The following is a 16,879-nucleotide window of genomic DNA, read 5'->3' as shown; positions in this document are numbered from 1 at the left end:
GGCGGAACACGCAGCCTATGCAGTGATAACCTGCATCAAACGCCTTGTTATGCTGCGTGACATCCAGCAGGATACTGATCATGAACACAACCGATCTGAATTTACTCACCGCACTCGACGCGCTGCTCACTACCGGCAGCGTGGTGGGCGCGGCACGCCAGCTCAACCTGAGCGAATCAGCGATGAGTCGCACGCTGGGCCGACTACGCAATGTGACGGGCGATGCGTTGTTAGTGCGAGCCGGACGGCAAATGGTGCTGACCCCTTATGCGGAAGCGATGCGTGAACGGACGCACCGCACGCTGCGAGAAGCGCACGCCGTGCTCAGCCCTGATGCGGAAATCCTCGATTTGGCTCAGCTGGATCGCTGTTTTACATTGCGCACCAATGAAGGCTTTGTCGAAGCGTTCGGAAGCGCGCTGATTGCTGCGATGAGCGCACAGGCGCCCAATGTCGAGCTGGTCTTCGTGGCGAAACCGGAAAAAAGTGACCGCGAGTTACGTGAAGGCAGTATTGATTTAGAGATTGGCGTGCTCGGCAATATGGGGCCAGAAATCCGCTTGCAGGCGTTGTTTCGTGACCGTTTTGTCGGCGTGGTGCGCGCGGGACATCCTTTAACACAGCAGATGGATATCACCCAACTGGCCCGATTTGGCCACATTGTCGCGTCCCGTCGCGCAGAGCGGGGTGGACCGATCCATGACGCCATTGAGCAAGCCGGATTGCAGCGCAAGGTGGTGGCCGTGGTGCCCGCTTTCTCCGTTGCCGTGGCGTTGGTGGTCGATTCGGATTGGGTGGCGCTGGTGCCCCGTTCGCTGGTTGCACATCACCCATTGATTGCTCACAGCCAGGCGTTGGCGATGGTCAAGTTGCCCTTTGCGACGCCAGAAATGACCGTGTCACAAATGTGGCATCCTCGACTGGAGAATGATGCCGCGCATCGTTGGCTGCGCGGCGTGGTGAAACAGGTGTGCGCTATTGAGCGTAACTCACCGGCGTAATGGCGGTAGGGTCAAGTTGCTGACCGAATTCCGCTAACGTGGATGCCATCGGACACAGTGTGCCCACCTCGGTGACCCGACAGTCAGGCGCTCGCCACTCTTCACGCAGCAGCGGATGCACTTGATCGACGGACTGCAGCTGACGCAGGTCGTCGAGGCTTTGTGCCTGGAAGTAAACGTGCAGCCATCGCTCGCCACTCTGCTTATCGCGCCAGCGTTCAAACACCAGGCTGCTGCCGGGCGGAATGTTCCCGCGCGTGTAGCCCGGTAAAGTCCAGGTGAAGCCCATCAGAGTCCTCACCATCGCGATATTGGTGTCATGCGCAACAAACAGCAGCCAGCGGGCATCCGGTACGGCATCCGAAACAGGGCTGACACCCTGTTTAACACCCTGAATCATCTCATTCAGCAGAATGGAACCCCGCTTTTTCGCGGTGTAAAGCACATCGTTGCTGAGATCGTAATTGGCGGTTAACAGCGGCAGAACGGCGGTGATTTGCGCGGAGTGGGTGATGTTGCCCCACGCCAGTTGATCCGCCGGCAGGTTTTCATTCCAGCCCAGGCGCAACGTCTCCACCATGCTGGCCAGAACGCTCAGTCCCTGAACATATGTTTGACCGCCTTTGCTCTGTTTTATCTGCCACGGCTTTTCGAAGAACGTGCAATCGGTGCCAGGCTGACACACCGCATTTTTCAAAGCCTGAACCGCCGGTTGCAACGCCTGCTGACGTGCGGGCAGATCGCCAGTTACGGCAGTCACGGCGGCAAATTGTTGTGCGGGATCCGTGTTGGTGGCTGGGAACGCTTCGGTCTGGAACAGGGGGTCATCCTCACCCGCCACGCGATGAACCGTGACGCCACAGCCTGGAAATGCGCCGTCCACCAGCGCCTGTGCGGTGGCGCGGGTGCGTTGCAATGGGCTGGCGCGAACATACACCTCCTGCATCTGTGGACAGCCTGAGGTCAGCAATCCGAGCTGGCGATAATGATCGCCTTCCCAGCGGCCCTTGTTTACTACGGCAGCGTAGCCGTGCCCGGTCAACTCACCATCGTGCGTGGTCCAGGTTGTCCAGGATCGCTGGGTCGCCGCTTCAATCTCTTTACGGTTGCCGGGCGTGGGAGGGCGAATACCATGTCGGCTTAATTCCACGACCTTTTCCAGCTGATACTGCGCTTCTGCGTGTGCCGGTGAGGCGCTTAACCACATCGAACAGGCAATCAACAAGCCTGCGGAAATCTGATTTCTGGGAAGGTTCATCGTGATCCTTATACAAAAATATTGCGCTCATGCTGAACAAGGTCAGATAGCATGCTGGGCTCATGCGCCACGCACGGATCCACGCCACACCACATTGGCCTGGTACATCAAGCTGTCATGCTGTTGCTCGGTTTGCGGGGGCAGGTAGGTTTCATCGGACTCAGTCTGGATCAGCCAGTTCACGGCATCACGCGCAAACTGCTCAACCGGTTGGGTAAAGGTGGTGAGGTTATAAGAAGACCAGCCTGCCTGCGCGATATTGTCATAGCCAATCAGGCACAGATCTTCCGGCACGCGCAGGGCAAAGCGGTGGCGCGCTTCGTCCATAAATCCACAGGCAACCAGATCGGTCACGCAGAAGACGGCGTCTGGGCGTTGATGCTGAGTGAGCAGTCGATGTGCCAGAATTTGCCCACTTTCATACGAGGTGGTGCCAAATCGCTCCACTGTTACGCTCATCCCTACGCGCTGCGCTTCGGCGATAAATGCCGCTTCGCGCTTCATCAGGCTGGGTGTGCCTGCCAGGGAATTGGCAAAGGCGAGGTGTTGACAGCCAGCACGCTGAAAGGCCATGACCGCCGTGGCAGCGGCACGCTGTGCATCCAGATTGATGCTGAGGGAACCGGGCAGCGCTTCATCGCGGTTAATCAAAATGATGCGCTGACCATGCTGATAACACTGGCGAGTGATGGTGCGATCCGGCATGCCGGAAAGGATGATCGAGGCATCCGCGCGGAAGTTGATCGCCTGCTGTAAGGCGGCTGACACGCTGTTGTCGGAACGATCAGTATTGATCAGCATGGCAATTTTTCCCGCTTCCTGCAGACACTGCGTCAGCCAGCGCACCAGGCTGGCACGATAGGGCGTGGCGATTTCCGAAACAACCAAGCACACAATCCCACTGCGATTTCGCACCAGGCCACGCGCCAGATGATTGACGTGATAGCCCAATTCCTGTGCGGCTTTCATCACCCGGGCTCGCATGGCAGAGGACACGCTGGCACCCGGTGTAAATACGCGTGATACCGCGGAACGCGATACGCCAGCGCGCTCAGCCACATCCTGGGCACTCACCACGGTTTTATCACTCAGCATGCTCAACTCCTGTTCAGATATCGGTTGAAAAAGAGTCTGCCTCAATTTGCAAAGCTGTGCAAACTGTTGGGGAGCTGATTTGTTGCATTTTTGTGACATGGCCTATCAATTGCGCAGCAAGCTAATTGACAGCTGTTTTTTTGTTCATTACTACTTTGCACAGATGTGCAAAAAGGTGCCAGTGAAGCACCACCCTACAATCCAAGGAGAACACCATGCGAGCCACCTCAATCGCCGTCGCACTTTCACTCTCTTGTACTGCACTGCCTTTTGCTGCCTCTGCGGCGGGCAATCTCAACATGGTTTGCTCCGCTGATGTGGTGGTGTGCGAGCATATGACGCGCATCTTCAGCCAGAGCCATCCGGATATCAAAGTCAGTATGGTGCGCTTGTCAGCGGGGGAAGCTTATGCGCGTTTGCGCAGTGAAGCGCGTAATCCACGTACCGACATCTGGTGGGCCGGAACCGGCGATCCGCATATGCAGGCGGCTGACGAAGGGTTGACTCAGGTGTATAAATCGCCACTGCTCGACCAGCAGCAGGATTGGGCGCAAAAACAAGCCGAGAACTCGGGCTATCGCACGGTGGGAATTTACGCGGGCGCACTGGGCTGGGGCTATAACACCAAACTGTTGGCCGATAAAAAGCTGAAAGAACCCCTCTGCTGGAAGGATTTGCTGGATCCCGGTTTTAAGGGGGAAATCCAAATCGCCAACCCGAACTCATCCGGTACCGCCTACAACACGCTGGCCACGCTGGTGCAAATCATGGGAGAGGAGCAGGCCTTCGATTACCTGAAAAAACTTAATGCCAACGTCTCGCAATACACCAAGTCCGGCTCCGCGCCAGTGAAAGCTGCCGCGCGAGGCGAAACCACCGTCGGTATCGTGTTTATGCATGATGCTGTTGCGATGCAGGTGGATGGCTTCCCGATCAAAACCGTCGCGCCGTGTGAAGGCACGGGCTATGAGATTGGCTCAATGTCGATTGTGAAAGGGGCGCGCAACCTGGCCAATGCCAAAGTCTGGTACGACTGGGCGCTCAGTGAAGAAGCGCAGTCGCACATGAAGGAAGCGAAATCCTTCCAGCTGCCGTCAAATCGCAACGCAGAAATCTCGGAATACGCCCCGCGCTTCGAGAACATCAAACTGATCGATTACGACTTCAAAACCTATGGCGACTCCGCCAAGCGCAAAGCGTTGCTCAGCCGCTGGGATAAAGAGATTGGTGCCAGCGCACAGTGATGCTCTGACAGCGTAAAAGCGCGCCACATTCCGTGAGGGCCTATCCTCCCCGTGGCGTCTTTCAACACATCATTCCACTGCGAGCCGGAGAGTGCGTCTCTCCCTCTTGAGGTGTTTCATGAATGCAAATAATCGTCGGCTTACCGGCGCACTGTTGATAGGCCTGGCGGCTCTACTCGTACTGCCGTGGTACAGCCTGGAAGCCGGCTTTTTCGATGGCGGTTGGCTGCTTAATCTGTGGGGCGATCCTGCTAATGCACCCGCCTTGTGGCAGGTCAGCACGCATCCATGGCTGGCGATTGCGCTGACCTTGTTCGCGCTGTGTGCCGCGTGCGGATTGCTTCCACCTGGCGCGCGCAGCCGCCTGATGCTGTTATTTAGCGTGCTGGGTGTGGTTTTTCTGGTGATTGAGGGCCATGCCATCGGCTACAGCGGCTGGAGTTGGCTGTGGCTGGAAAATCGCTTCGGGGCACTGGAGCAGGGCCAACCGGCGATGGGCGCGGGTGCACTGCTGTTACTGACCACCTTTCTGCTGCTGTTTTCCTTTGCGCTGGCCGAGCGGGGCGTGCTGAAAGGCGATGCCTTTGTGGTGGCGTCGTTGGTGTTACTGACCGCGCTGGTCAGCATTTTTGTGCTTTATCCGGTGATGAGCATGTTTGTGGTCTCGGTGCAGGACGTTGATGGCAGTTTTAAACCCGACGGACTGATCAGCAATATTCAGGATCCTTCAATCTGGAGTCTGGCCTGTTTAAAAGGAGGGAGTTGCGGTACAGCCTGGCGCACGCTGTGGCTGGCGCTGATGACCGCCTCCGGTTCTACGTTGCTGGGGCTGGCCTTTGCGCTGGCCGCCACGCGCACGCCGCTGCCCTGCAAAAAAGCGCTGCGCATGCTGACCATCTTACCGATTATCACGCCGCCGTTTGTGATTGGCCTGGCGCTGATTCTGCTGTTTGGCCGCTCAGGCGTGGTCACGGAATATCTGGCGGCGCTGTTTGGCATCGAACCTGGCCGCTGGCTGTATGGTTTAACCGGCATCTGGATCGCGCAGGTGCTGTCTTTCACGCCTATCGCATTTCTGGTGTTAATTGGCGTGGTCGAGGGGGTGAGCCCTTCACTGGAAGAGGCCTCGCAAACCCTGCGCGCCAACCGCTGGCGCACCTTCAGCCGTATTTCTTTGCCATTAATGGCGCCCGGCCTGGCCAATGCTTTCCTGATCAGTTTCATCGAAAGCATGGCTGATTTTGGTAACCCAATGGTGCTGGGCGGCAGTCATGGCGTGCTCTCCACCGAAATCTTCTTCTCGGTGGTGGGGGCGCAGAATGATTCCAGTCGGGCAGCGGTGCTGGCGATGATTTTACTCAGCTTCACCCTGGCGGCATTTGTGCTGCAGCGCTGGTGGCTGGGCGGCAAAAACTTCGCCACCGTCACCGGTAAGGGCGACGGCGGCAAACATGGTCAATTACCACGGGCATTGCGCTTCGGTGTATACGGGATGGTGATTCCGTGGGGGCTGTTCACGCTGGTGATCTACGGGATGATTGTCGTTGGTGGGTTTGTGCAGTCATGGGGGCTGAATGACACACTTACCGTCGAGCATTACGTGCGGGCTTTCCGTGTCAGCGTCAGTGACGGGCATCTGCTGTGGACGGGCGTGGCATGGAACTCGTTCTGGACCACGCTTGAGATTGCGCTGATTGCCGCGCCGCTCACCGCGATTGTCGGTTTACTTACCGCCTGGCTGATTGTGCGGCAGAAGTTTGCCGGCCGTCAGACCTTTGAATTCCTGCTGATGCTGAGTTTCGCTATTCCTGGCACGGTGATCGGCGTGAGTTATGTGATGGCCTACAACCTGCCGCCACTGGAGATTACCGGCACGGCTTTGATTCTGGTTGCCTGCTTTGTGTTTCGTAATATGCCGGTGGGGGTGCGCGGGGGTATTGCGGCTATGAGTCAGCTGGATAAAAGTCTCGATGAAGCCTCACTGACGCTGGGTGCCAACAGTTTCCGCACGCTACGAAAAGTGGTGCTGCCGTTACTCAAACCGGCGATCAGCGCCGCATTGGTGTACGCCTTCGTCCGCGCCATCACCTCGATTAGCGCCGTCATCTTCCTCGTCAGTGCGCAATACAACATGGCGACCTCCTACATTGTCGGGCTGGTCGAAAACGGTGAGTACGGCGTGGCGATTGCTTACTCCACCATACTGATTGTGGTGATGTTGCTGATCATTGGCGTGTTTCAGTGGCTGGTGGGTGAGCGAAAACTGCGTCGCGTTGCCCGCCCCGTGGATATCGCCGTGCCGTCGACTTCAACTTCGTTAACCCAGGAGAGAACCGTATGACCAATATTAATGCGGGTTCCGTGGTATTTGAGCATGTCACTAAACGTTTTGCGGGCTTCAACGCCTTACCGGATCTGTCGCTGACGGTTGAACCCGGCACGCTGGTCACGCTGCTGGGCCCTTCCGGTTGCGGCAAGACCACCACGCTGCGCTTACTGGCGGGGCTGGAGCATCCTATCTCCGGACGTATTCTGATTGGTGGCAAAGATGTGACGCATTTGCCTGCCAACGAGCGCGATGTGGCAATGGTGTTCCAATCTTACGCGCTGTTTCCTCATATGAGCGCGATCGACAACATCATGTATGGTCTTCAGTCATCGGGAATGAATAAGCGGGAAGCGCAAGACCGGGCGCGTGAAGGATTGAAACTGGTGGGCCTGGAAAATCAGGGGCAGCGATTGCCGTCAGAGCTGTCGGGCGGCCAGCAACAGCGTATCGCCGTGGCGCGTGCGCTGGTGCTGGAACCGCAAGTGCTGCTGCTGGACGAACCTTTATCCAATCTCGATGAACGTCTTCGTCGCCGCGTGCGTACAGATATTCGTGAGCTACAACAACGACTTGGCTTTACGGCAGTGTATGTCACGCACGATCAGGAAGAAGCCCTTGCGGTGTCTGATAAAATTATTGTCATGAAAGAGGGTGATATTGCCCAGCAGGGCGCACCTGAAAGCCTGTACCACTCCCCGAATTCGGTGTTCATCGCTGATTTTATGGGGGAAGCCAACATTCTGCCGTGCGAAGTCGAACAGGTAGAAGGCAACGATGCGCTGGTGCGGCTGGGAAATCAGCGCTATCGCGTGCGCGGCAACGGCCTGCCGACCGGCTCAGCGCAACTGTCGGTGCGACCGCAGTTTATTACCCTGCGTAGCGATGGCGTTGGCGCATTACAAGGTGAAGTGACCCACAGCACCTGGCTGGGGGATCACATCGAATATGAAGTGGCCACGGCGCTGGGTTCTCTGTTTATTGTTGATGCGCAGATGGAACAGCACTTGCCGCTGGCTTCTGCCGTGACGATTGATTTCAAACCTCAGGGATTAGCCCTGATTGCCGGATAATTTAAGGACAGATAATGAGTGACACCGTAAATGAAGCACTGCTATCACGTTTAATTCTGGCAGAAAAAGTGGCACGCGCAGGGGGCGAGAAGGCGCTGGAGTATTTCCATCATCGCGACACGCTGGTGGTGGAGACCAAATATGATCTGCAGGATGTGGTGTCGCGCGCTGACCGCGAAGTCGAGCAGATGATCGATCAGCAGATTCGCGCTCAGTTTGCCGATGACGGTTTTCTGGGTGAAGAGTACGGATTGCAGGAAGGCACATCAGGGTACACCTGGGTAGTGGATCCTATTGATGGCACCAGCCCGTTCCTCAATGGCATGCCTAACTGGTGCGTTTCGGTTGCGGTGCTGCATGACGGCGTGCCGGTGATTGGCGTGATTTTTGCCCCCACTTATCAGGAGTGCTACGTGGCGGCGCTGGGACAAGGCGCGACCTTAAATGGTCGCCGCTTGCAGGTCGATCCGAGCCGCACGCTACAAAACCATGTCACTGGCTTCGGTGCTAACAGCCATGTCAGCCCTGCTGAGGTGGGCAAGATTCTGGCCTCCCTGCTGGAAGCCGGCGGCAACTTCATCCGCATCGGCTCTGGCGCATTGATGCTGGCATGGGTAGCCGCTGGTCGGGTGGTGGGCTACTACGAACCCTATATGCACGCATGGGATTGCCTGGCCGGTTATTGCCTGGTGAAAGAGGCGGGCGGTTGGTATCACCCGTTCAATACTGAAGGTGAACGTTTACTTAAAGGCGCTCAGGTGCTGGCGGTGGCGCCTGGGGCTGAGGCTGATTTGAAAAGGGTTGCGGGAATTTAAACTCTGTCATATTTGCTGAGAGCTGTTGCCGCTGCGGCACTCTCGGCAAACGCTTTAAAACTGCACTGAAGCAATAAGCCCTCACACCCGAACAGCATTGCAATTCAAACCTGTCGATGCTGTTATAACCCATCGCCATATTTACCGGGTTATCGCGTGTCACTCTCCTCATCTGATTGGTTCAACCGTAACGGGATTGAATGTTCGCGCGTTAACGCGAGCGGCAGCCGCTTTCCGCGTCATCTGCATGATGAATATGTGATTTGTGCCAATCTCAGCGGGCGGGAAGAGATTTGGCTCGATGGTAAGGTGTCTGACGTTTTTGCCGGGCAGGTGACGATTTATAACCCTGGCGCGATTCAGTCCTCCTTGTTCAGCAATGATCCAGTGAGTTTTATTAGCATCCATCTGCCGCAGGCGATCCTAACCGAAATGTTTGGCAGCACCGCTGCGCCAGCTTTGCGCGAAGGGGTGTTCCATGACGCGCGGTTGTTTAAAGCGATCACTGAATTCGACCAGGCCGCGCGCGCAGGAGATGAGTTACTGCTGGAACAACAGTTGCTGTGGCTGTGTGGTGAACTCCTCGACGACCAGGAGAGCGCGCATCAGGGGGAAGTGCAGATTATCGAGCAGGTGAAGCAGTTTCTGGGTGAACACTTGCACGAGAAACCGCAACTGGATGCGCTGGCGCAACGCGCCGGGCTAAGTAAATATCATCTGGTGCGTCGTTTTACCCAGCTCACCGGGCTGCCGCCGCTGCAATATCACATGCAACTGCGGCTGCAACAGGCGCGGGAACTGTTGCGCCGTCGGGTACATCCGCAGGAAGCTGCACTGCAACTGGGTTTTTACGATCAGAGCCACTTCATTAACGCCTTTCGCAAAGTGATGGGTACCACGCCACACCATTACGCCCAGCAAATTGCCTCAGCCCAGCACAAACTCCCGATAGCCTGACACCATCACATAAGCGGCGAAATAGCAGAAGATCAGTGCTGAGGCGAGATACGAATATTTCAGCAGGCGCTGCCCTAACAGCTTACCGCCCATGCTACCCACCAGGCACAACACGCAGGTCCAGACCACTCCCGCGATAAAGAACCCGCCAAGGAAAGAGGAGGTGGCATTCACGCTGCCATGCCCCATGCGAGCAATCAGTGCACCGCCCACGCTGGCAAACCACAAAATCGCCGTGGGAGATGACATCGCCAGCACCACGCCACGGCTGAATTCGCGCAGTAACGAACGATAAGGCTGTTGCTCCGCTGAGGGTAATGCCGCGTCTTTGCGCAGTGCAGCGATCAACATTTTCCCCGCGAACCACAGCAGTAATAATCCACCGCCGATCCACAACACCCAGCGAACTGCCGTAAACTGCAAAACCACCGCCATGCCTGCCAGCGCCAGCAGCGCATAAATCAGGTCGCCAATGCAGGTGCCAATCCCTAACCAAAAGCCATGAAAATAGCCGCGCTGCATCGCGAGGGTAATCATGGCGATATTGGCCAGCCCAATATCAAGGCACAGCGATAAACTCAGCAGAAAACCATTTGAAAACTGCAGCATAGCAACGAGCCTGTCCTTATTATTTTCCGTGGGCGGGATTAAACCACGGCACGGATCAAACTGTATTGGAAAGAATTGCGCCTCAGCGCCCAATGCACCACGGCAATGGCTCCAGGATGAATCGTCTCTCCGTCTGGTTTTCTCGCCGTCGCAATTATGTTTATATGCATCCATCTGCCATCAACGACCAAACGCCATGAATCTTCGGGAAAAAATTGTCGGCCAGTTCAGTGAGCTGTCGCCGGAACTGCAGCGCGCGGCTGAGTTCTCTCTGCAAAATGCCAATCAGCTGGTGGTGCAATCGATGCGCGCGTTTGCCGTTGAAGCCGGTGTCAAACCCGCCACCCTGCTGCGTCTGGCGCAACGTTTGGGCTACAACGGCTGGGGCGAACTGAAAGATGCCTTCATTGATGATATTGGCCTGCGCAATGATACATACGTATCCAAAGCCGAGAAACTGATCGCCAAAGGGACTCAGCCACAACTGTATGATGAGGTGTTTAGCGCGCATCAGGCCAATCTGGCCTTTACGCAAAACGAAAATCAGCTGGAAATGGAGCAGGCTGTGACCCTGCTCGATGCGGCTGATAACGTGTATATCTGCGGCTTTCGCGCCAGTTTTCCCATCGCCTGGTCACTGTTTTATGTTTACCGACTCTTCAATCGTCAGGTCTCGTTGATTGATGGCCTGGCCAGCAATATCGAAGTATTTACCCGCGAACTCACCGCGCAGGACTGTGTACTGCTGACCAGCTTTGCGCCTTATTCCCGCGAGTCACTGGATGTGCAGCACGCCGCACAACAGGCAGGCGCGAAGATCATCGCGATTACCGATTCACCGGTTTCTCCGCTGGCGCAAGCCGCCGATTGCACTTTGTTGTTCTCCATCGACAGCCCGTCATTCTTCCCTTCAGTGGTCTCTGGCATGGGGCTGGCCGAGTGTTTGCTGGCGATGCTGGTGGCGCGCCATGGGCGGGATGCCGTGAGTAAAATCGAAAATGCTGAACGCTATCTGATTGAATCAGGGGCGTATGTGGTGCCCGGCAAATCCTGAGTAATGATTCATTTGCATCCGTCATAAGAAAATAGAATGCATGTGAATCATTATTGCATTGACGTGATCCAAATGAATCCTGCAAGATGCGCTTAATCACCGCAGCGTATTCAGGAGCAGGACCCAGTATGAGCCACATTATTCACCGCAGTTTGCGCAGCACGCCCGCCGTGGCCGCTCGCGCCGAAGGGGCGTACATCTTCGATAAACAAGGAAAGCAGTATCTTGACGCCTGCGGTGGCGCCGCCGTTTCCTGCTTAGGGCATGCGCATCCCGATGTGTTGGCCGCGATGCATCGTCAAATCGACCAACTGGCTTACGCTCATACTAGCTTCTTCACCAGTGACACCGTTGAACAACTTGCCGAGCACCTGACGCGCACTGCGCCTGGCGATCTCAACTACGCCTATTTCGTTTCCGGCGGTTCTGAAGCCGTGGAAACCGCGCTGAAATTAGCGCGTCAGTATTTCGTTGAAATCGGCCAGCCGTCACGTACCAAATTTATAGCGCGTAAGCAGAGCTATCACGGCAACACGCTGGGGGCGCTGGCCGTTGGCGGCAATGAGTGGCGTCGTCGCCAGTTTGCGCCATTACTGATTGACGTGATTCGCGTCTCTGCCTGTAACGAATATCGCGATCGTCGTGCTGATGAGACGCAGCAGCAATACACCACGCGTCTGCTCAACGAACTGGAACAGGCAATCATTGATGCTGGCCCGGAAACCATTATTGGCTTCTGCGCTGAAACGGTTGTGGGGGCTACGACTGGCGCTACCCCGCCAACGCCGGGCTACTTAAAAGGCGTGCGTGCGCTGTGCGATAAATACGGCATCCTGTATATCGCCGATGAGGTGATGTGCGGTATGGGCCGCACCGGGACGCTACACGCGTTTGAACAAGATGACGTGGTGCCGGATCTGGTCACCATCGCCAAAGGGTTGGGCGGCGGTTATCAGCCTATCGGCGCGGTACTGGCCAGTGAAAAGATCGTTGCAGCACTGCAATCGGGCAGTGGTCTGTTCCAGCACGGGCATACTTACATTTGCCACGCTACGGCAGCTTCTGCCGCACTGGCGGTGCAGCAGGTAATTGAACGCGATAACCTTCTCGATGCGGTGAAGCAGCAGGGCGCTTACCTGCAAAATGCGTTGCGTGAAGTGCTGGGCGTATTACCCCATGTGGGTGACACACGTGGACGCGGCCTATTCGCGGGTGTGGAGCTGGTGCGCGATATAGAGAGCAAAACCCCGTTTGATCCTGCGCTGAAACTGCATGCGGCGATCAAAGCCAACTGTATGTCACGCGGCTTAATGGTCTATCCGATGGGTGGCACCATTGACGGGCAGTATGGCGATCACATCCTGATTGCGCCGCCGTTTATCATCACCCCGAGCCAACTGGACTTTGTGGTGGATACGCTGGCCACTGTTATTCGCGAAGAGACCGGTAAATTATGATCAATCGTTTGCCGCCGCTGGCGGAGCACGAGTGGGACGAGCAGCAGCGTCCACTGGCAGAAGAGATCATAAACGGGCCACGTGGTGCGCTGCTTCCACCCTTTGAACCACTGCTGCGCAGCCCGGAGTTGATGGCACATGCACAGCGCATGGGAGAGTATCTGCGTTATCGCAGCGCGCTCGGTCAGCGTTTATCGGAACTGGCGATTCTCATGACGGCTCGTCACTGGTCGCAGCCGGTGGAGTGGGCGATTCATGCGCCCATCGCGCGAGACAAGGGCATATCCGCTGCTGCCGTACAGGCCATTAATGAAAATCGTCTGCCTGATGATTTGCTGGCAGATGAGTGGGTGATTTACCACTTTTGCCAGCAACTGCATCAACAGCAAAAAGTCTCTGACGCCACCTGGCAACAAGCCATCGATTTATGGGGCGAAAAAGGTGTAGTGGATTTGATTGGTATTAATGGTTATTACAGCTTCCTCTCGATGATCATGAACGGCGCACAGACGCCGGTGCCCGAAACACGGGATTATATTATCCCGGCATAAGCCGTCGTTTTATCAGGGCGTGATCGGATGCGCCCTGAATATCAAATGGATTTATCTTCTTACTCCCGCCGAAATATTTCGCTGGGTGACATTCATCGCATACTATTTCACTGACGCTGAGGGTTATTATGTCTGCATTATTCTCGAAATTAAAAGTTACGTTAGCATTGGTTGCTTGTTCAGCCAGTTTTGTTGCAGCAGCGCAAGATAAATTAACCGTCGGTGTGGATACCGCATTTGTTCCGTTTGAATTTAAACAAGGTGATAAATACGTCGGCTTTGATATCGATTTATGGGATGCCATTGCTAAGAAAATGCATGTCAGCTATGAATTACGTCCAATGGATTTTGGCGGCTTAATTCCGGGTCTGCAATCCCGTAATCTGGATGTTGCGATGGCGGGCATTACTATTACTGATGCGCGTAAACAAGTTGTCGATTTCAGTGAAGGGTATTATGACGCCGATTTATTGATGGCGGTAAAAAGCTCAGATAATTCCATCACTAAATTCAGCGATTTGTCTGGCAAGAAAGTGGGCCTGAAGCAAGGTACAGCAGCGGCCAGCTTTATGAAAAGCAAATATAAAGCGGACTATGTTGAATTTCCCAATATCGATAACGCGTATCTCGACCTGCAAGCCGGTAATCTGGATGCCGTGGTGCATGACTCACCTAACGTACTCTATTACGTGAAAACGGCGGGCGACGGCAAAGTGAAATCCACGGGTGAAACTGACAGCATTTTGCCACAGCAGTATGGCTTCGCTATGCAGAAGAACAGCAGCCTAACGCCTAAAATTAACGCCGCGCTAGAAGCACTGCGCGCCGATGGTACTTACAGCAAGATCTACGTGAAGTGGTTTGCCAAACAGCCTAAATAATCCCGCCAGGCCGGTGCACACCGGCCTCGTTTCGCTTTTACGGGTTGAAAGATGAATTTCGAAAGTAAATATATTTGGGAGTCCCTCCCGCTGCTGTTACAGGGATTACAGTTAACGCTGATTATTTCGCTATCAGGCTTAGTGGGTGGTTTTATTATTGGTTTGCTGGCGGGCACCTGTCGTGCATTAGGCGGTAAAATATCAAAAACACTTTCACTGGTGTTTGTTGAATTAATCCGTGGTACGCCAATTATGGTGCAGGTGATGTTTATCTATTTTGCGCTGCCGATGGTGTTACCGATTCGTATCGACCCGGTGACCGCTGCAATCGTAACTATTGTGATTAACTCTGGCGCCTATATTGCGGAGATTACGCGCGGTGCGATTCTTTCCATTAATAAAGGTTTCAAAGAAGCCAGTCTGGCAATGGGGTTATCACAGCGCAGTACCGTATTACACGTTATTATGCCGCTGGCGCTACGTCGTATGATCCCCGCGTTAGGCAATCAGTGGATTATCAGTATCAAAGACACATCGCTGTTTATTGTGATTGGCGTAGCGGAATTAACTCGCCAGGGCCAAGAGATTATTGCCGGTAACTTCCGCGCATTGGAAGTCTGGACGGCGGTGGCGATGATTTATCTGCTGGTGACGTTATGCCTGAGTTTCCTGCTGAAGCAACTGGAGAAAAGGATTCATATTTTATGAGCATGGTTGAATTTAGCGCGGTGTCGAAGAGTTTCGGCACCACTCAGGTACTGCACGACATCAATTTAAAGATTGAAAGCGGTGAAGTGGTGGTGATTATTGGGCCATCGGGATCGGGCAAATCGACGCTGCTACGCTGCATCAATAAACTCGAAGAGATCTCCTCCGGTACACTGCTGGTGGCAGGCATGCATATCACCGATCCGCACGCCAATGAGTGCGATATTCGCCGCGAGGCGGGGATGGTGTTTCAGCAATTTCACTTGTTCCCGCATCTCACCGCACTGGAAAACGTGATGTTTGGTCCGATTCGCGTGCGTAAGCAGAGCAAAGCCGCGGCACGTGAACAAGCCATGGCACTGCTTGATCGTGTGGGTTTGCGGGAGCGCGCCAATCACTATCCTTCTGAACTCTCTGGCGGCCAACAGCAGCGAGTGGCGATTGCACGTGCACTGGCTGTTAAACCAAAAATGATGCTGTTTGATGAGCCAACCTCAGCTCTCGACCCAGAATTGCGCCACGAAGTTTTGAAAGTGATGCAATCACTGGCTGAAGAGGGCATGACGATGGTGATCGTGACACATGAAATCGGCTTTGCTCGTGATGTGGCCTCACGTCTGATCTTTATTGATGGCGGCACCATTGCCGAAGACGGTTCACCTGATATGCTGCTGACGGCCAGCGACAATCCGCGTCTGAAAGAATTCTTGCAACACGTATCCTGAATAGAAGTGAACGATAACAATATGAAAAAACTCGCAATCAGTGGTTCTGCTTTTGAAATCGGCCAGCAACTGGGTGAATTTGGCCGTGAAGCATGGCATCAAAAGCTGACGCTCACCGCACTCTGGCAGACGGTGACAGCCATGAAAGACGCCGAACAAACGTTGACCATGCGCGCGTTGGTCCAGGCACACTATCCGCTGATCTGGCAAGAGCTGGAAGGGCTGGCTGAGGGTTTGCAGGCACCGATTGATGAGGTGTTTGCCTGGAACTGCCGTGGCGATCTGGTGCGTTCAACCTCGGATGGATGTACCACCGTCGCGGGTCAAAGTGCTGATGGCGTGTTAACGATTGCGCACAACGAAGATGGTTTTCCTCAATTACGCAATGACTGTGCCATCGTTAGCATCAGCCCAGAACATGGCCTGGCCTTTACCAGCTTTGCTTATCCGGGTTCGATTTGCGGTCATACGATTGCCGTCAATGAGAAGGGCGTGGTGAATACGGTGAATAATATTCGTGCGCTGTATCGCCCTGAAGGCATGCCACGCCAGATTCTGGCCCGCGCCGCGCTAAATGCGGCCACGCTGGACGAGGCCATCGCGATTCTGACTGCATCACCGCGCGCCGGATCGTTCCACCACACGCTGGGACAGATGGGCGATAGCCGTTTGTTTAGCGTGGAAGCAACGGGTTCGGGTTGCTCCGTAACGCAACTGACCGAAGTGTTCGCTCATGCCAATCACCTGATTCACCCGCAGCTTGATGACGTTGAACAGGTCGTTACCGCCAGCTCCGGCTCACGCCAGCAGCGTTTAATTGAATGGCTGGAGATGCAAACGCAACTGGATGGCGATACTGCAAAAGCGATTCTCTCTGACCAGCATGATGCCGTGCTGCCCATTTATCGCCTCTCGCCGAACGATCCGGATGAAGAGAATACCCTGGCAACGGCGGTATTTACGCTGCATGCCAAACAGGTTGACTGGCAAATATTTACTTTGAACCGAGAAGATCCAGAATTTAAAGGCACGATTTCCTAAAAACTAATCTGCTATATTGTGAACCCGGTCACCCTGGCCGGGCGCTATTCAATTTAATCCCACTATAGTCGTTAAACATTCCGA

Annotated in this window: 16 protein-coding genes; 13 read left to right on the top strand and 3 right to left on the bottom strand. The window is 54.9% G+C overall.

Annotation, left to right across the window (positions count from 1 at the left end):
• The first annotated feature begins 80 nt into the window (after positions 1-80).
• Positions 81-1,001, top strand: coding sequence for a LysR substrate-binding domain-containing protein (locus ACXI0A_RS23200; RefSeq protein WP_476146842.1), 921 nt, complete (start codon positions 81-83; stop codon positions 999-1,001).
• Here the strand turns inward: ACXI0A_RS23200 and ACXI0A_RS23195 are convergent.
• Positions 976-2,259, bottom strand: a complete 1,284-nt coding sequence (locus tag ACXI0A_RS23195; protein WP_476146844.1) for a histidine-type phosphatase — start codon at positions 2,257-2,259, stop codon at positions 976-978. The genes ACXI0A_RS23200 and ACXI0A_RS23195 overlap by 26 nt on opposite strands.
• Positions 2,260-2,319: 60 nt before the next feature.
• Positions 2,320-3,354, bottom strand: coding sequence for a substrate-binding domain-containing protein (locus ACXI0A_RS23190; RefSeq protein WP_476146846.1), 1,035 nt, complete (start codon positions 3,352-3,354; stop codon positions 2,320-2,322).
• Between the two features lie 215 nt (positions 3,355-3,569).
• Here ACXI0A_RS23190 and ACXI0A_RS23185 point away from each other — a divergent pair, with 215 nt between their 5' ends.
• From ACXI0A_RS23185 to ACXI0A_RS23165, 5 genes are all read left to right on the top strand, one after another.
• Positions 3,570-4,598, top strand: a complete 1,029-nt coding sequence (locus ACXI0A_RS23185) for an extracellular solute-binding protein (RefSeq protein ID WP_476146847.1) — start codon at positions 3,570-3,572, stop codon at positions 4,596-4,598.
• Between the two features lie 118 nt (positions 4,599-4,716).
• A complete protein-coding gene (locus ACXI0A_RS23180) occupies positions 4,717-6,939 on the top strand; it encodes an ABC transporter permease subunit (protein WP_476146849.1) in 2,223 nt (740 codons plus the stop codon).
• Positions 6,936-7,997 carry an ATP-binding cassette domain-containing protein gene (locus tag ACXI0A_RS23175; protein WP_476146850.1) on the top strand — a complete coding sequence of 354 codons (1,062 nt, stop codon included), beginning with the start codon at positions 6,936-6,938 and terminating at the stop codon, positions 7,995-7,997. The genes ACXI0A_RS23180 and ACXI0A_RS23175 overlap by 4 nt, the downstream gene beginning before the upstream one ends.
• A 14-nt stretch (positions 7,998-8,011) precedes the next feature.
• Entirely contained in the window at positions 8,012-8,812 is an 801-nt protein-coding gene (locus ACXI0A_RS23170) for an inositol monophosphatase family protein (RefSeq protein WP_224932601.1), read from the top strand.
• Positions 8,813-8,968: 156 nt separating this feature from the next.
• Positions 8,969-9,769, top strand: a complete 801-nt coding sequence (locus ACXI0A_RS23165; protein ID WP_476146852.1) for a helix-turn-helix domain-containing protein — start codon at positions 8,969-8,971, stop codon at positions 9,767-9,769.
• Here the strand turns inward: ACXI0A_RS23165 and ACXI0A_RS23160 are convergent.
• Positions 9,740-10,378 (bottom strand): LysE family transporter, encoded by a 639-nt coding sequence (locus ACXI0A_RS23160; protein WP_476146854.1) that lies wholly within the window; start codon positions 10,376-10,378, stop codon positions 9,740-9,742. The two genes, ACXI0A_RS23165 and ACXI0A_RS23160, sit on opposite strands and share 30 nt — an antisense overlap.
• Positions 10,379-10,574: 196 nt before the next feature.
• On the opposite strand from ACXI0A_RS23160, the gene ACXI0A_RS23155 reads away from it, so the two are divergent.
• From ACXI0A_RS23155 to ACXI0A_RS23125, 7 genes are all read left to right on the top strand, one after another.
• On the top strand, positions 10,575-11,432 hold the full coding sequence (locus tag ACXI0A_RS23155) for an SIS domain-containing protein (protein ID WP_476146856.1): 858 nt from the start codon (positions 10,575-10,577) through the stop codon (positions 11,430-11,432).
• Positions 11,433-11,560: 128 nt separating this feature from the next.
• On the top strand, positions 11,561-12,889 hold the full coding sequence (locus ACXI0A_RS23150; RefSeq protein ID WP_476146858.1) for an aspartate aminotransferase family protein: 1,329 nt from the start codon (positions 11,561-11,563) through the stop codon (positions 12,887-12,889).
• Positions 12,886-13,440: a carboxymuconolactone decarboxylase family protein gene (locus ACXI0A_RS23145; protein ID WP_476146860.1), complete on the top strand. Its 555-nt coding sequence runs from the start codon at positions 12,886-12,888 to the stop codon at positions 13,438-13,440. The genes ACXI0A_RS23150 and ACXI0A_RS23145 overlap by 4 nt, the downstream gene beginning before the upstream one ends.
• A gap of 128 nt (positions 13,441-13,568) precedes the next feature.
• On the top strand, positions 13,569-14,321 hold the full coding sequence (gene glnH, locus ACXI0A_RS23140; protein WP_476146861.1) for a glutamine ABC transporter substrate-binding protein GlnH: 753 nt from the start codon (positions 13,569-13,571) through the stop codon (positions 14,319-14,321).
• Positions 14,322-14,372: 51 nt separating this feature from the next.
• Positions 14,373-15,029 (top strand): glutamine ABC transporter permease GlnP, encoded by a 657-nt coding sequence (glnP, locus tag ACXI0A_RS23135; RefSeq protein WP_476146863.1) that lies wholly within the window; start codon positions 14,373-14,375, stop codon positions 15,027-15,029.
• A 2-nt stretch (positions 15,030-15,031) separates the two neighbouring features.
• A complete protein-coding gene (gene glnQ / locus ACXI0A_RS23130; RefSeq protein WP_476147153.1) occupies positions 15,032-15,754 on the top strand; it encodes a glutamine ABC transporter ATP-binding protein GlnQ in 723 nt (240 codons plus the stop codon).
• Between the two features lie 21 nt (positions 15,755-15,775).
• Complete coding sequence (locus ACXI0A_RS23125) at positions 15,776-16,795, top strand: C45 family autoproteolytic acyltransferase/hydolase (protein WP_476146865.1); 1,020 nt, start codon at positions 15,776-15,778, stop codon at positions 16,793-16,795.
• Positions 16,796-16,879 lie beyond the last annotated feature (84 nt).

The organism is Pantoea sp. C1E2 (assembly GCF_056491465.1).
The sequence above is the reverse complement of the archived record's forward strand: the minus strand, read 5'-3'. Positions and strand labels throughout refer to the sequence as shown.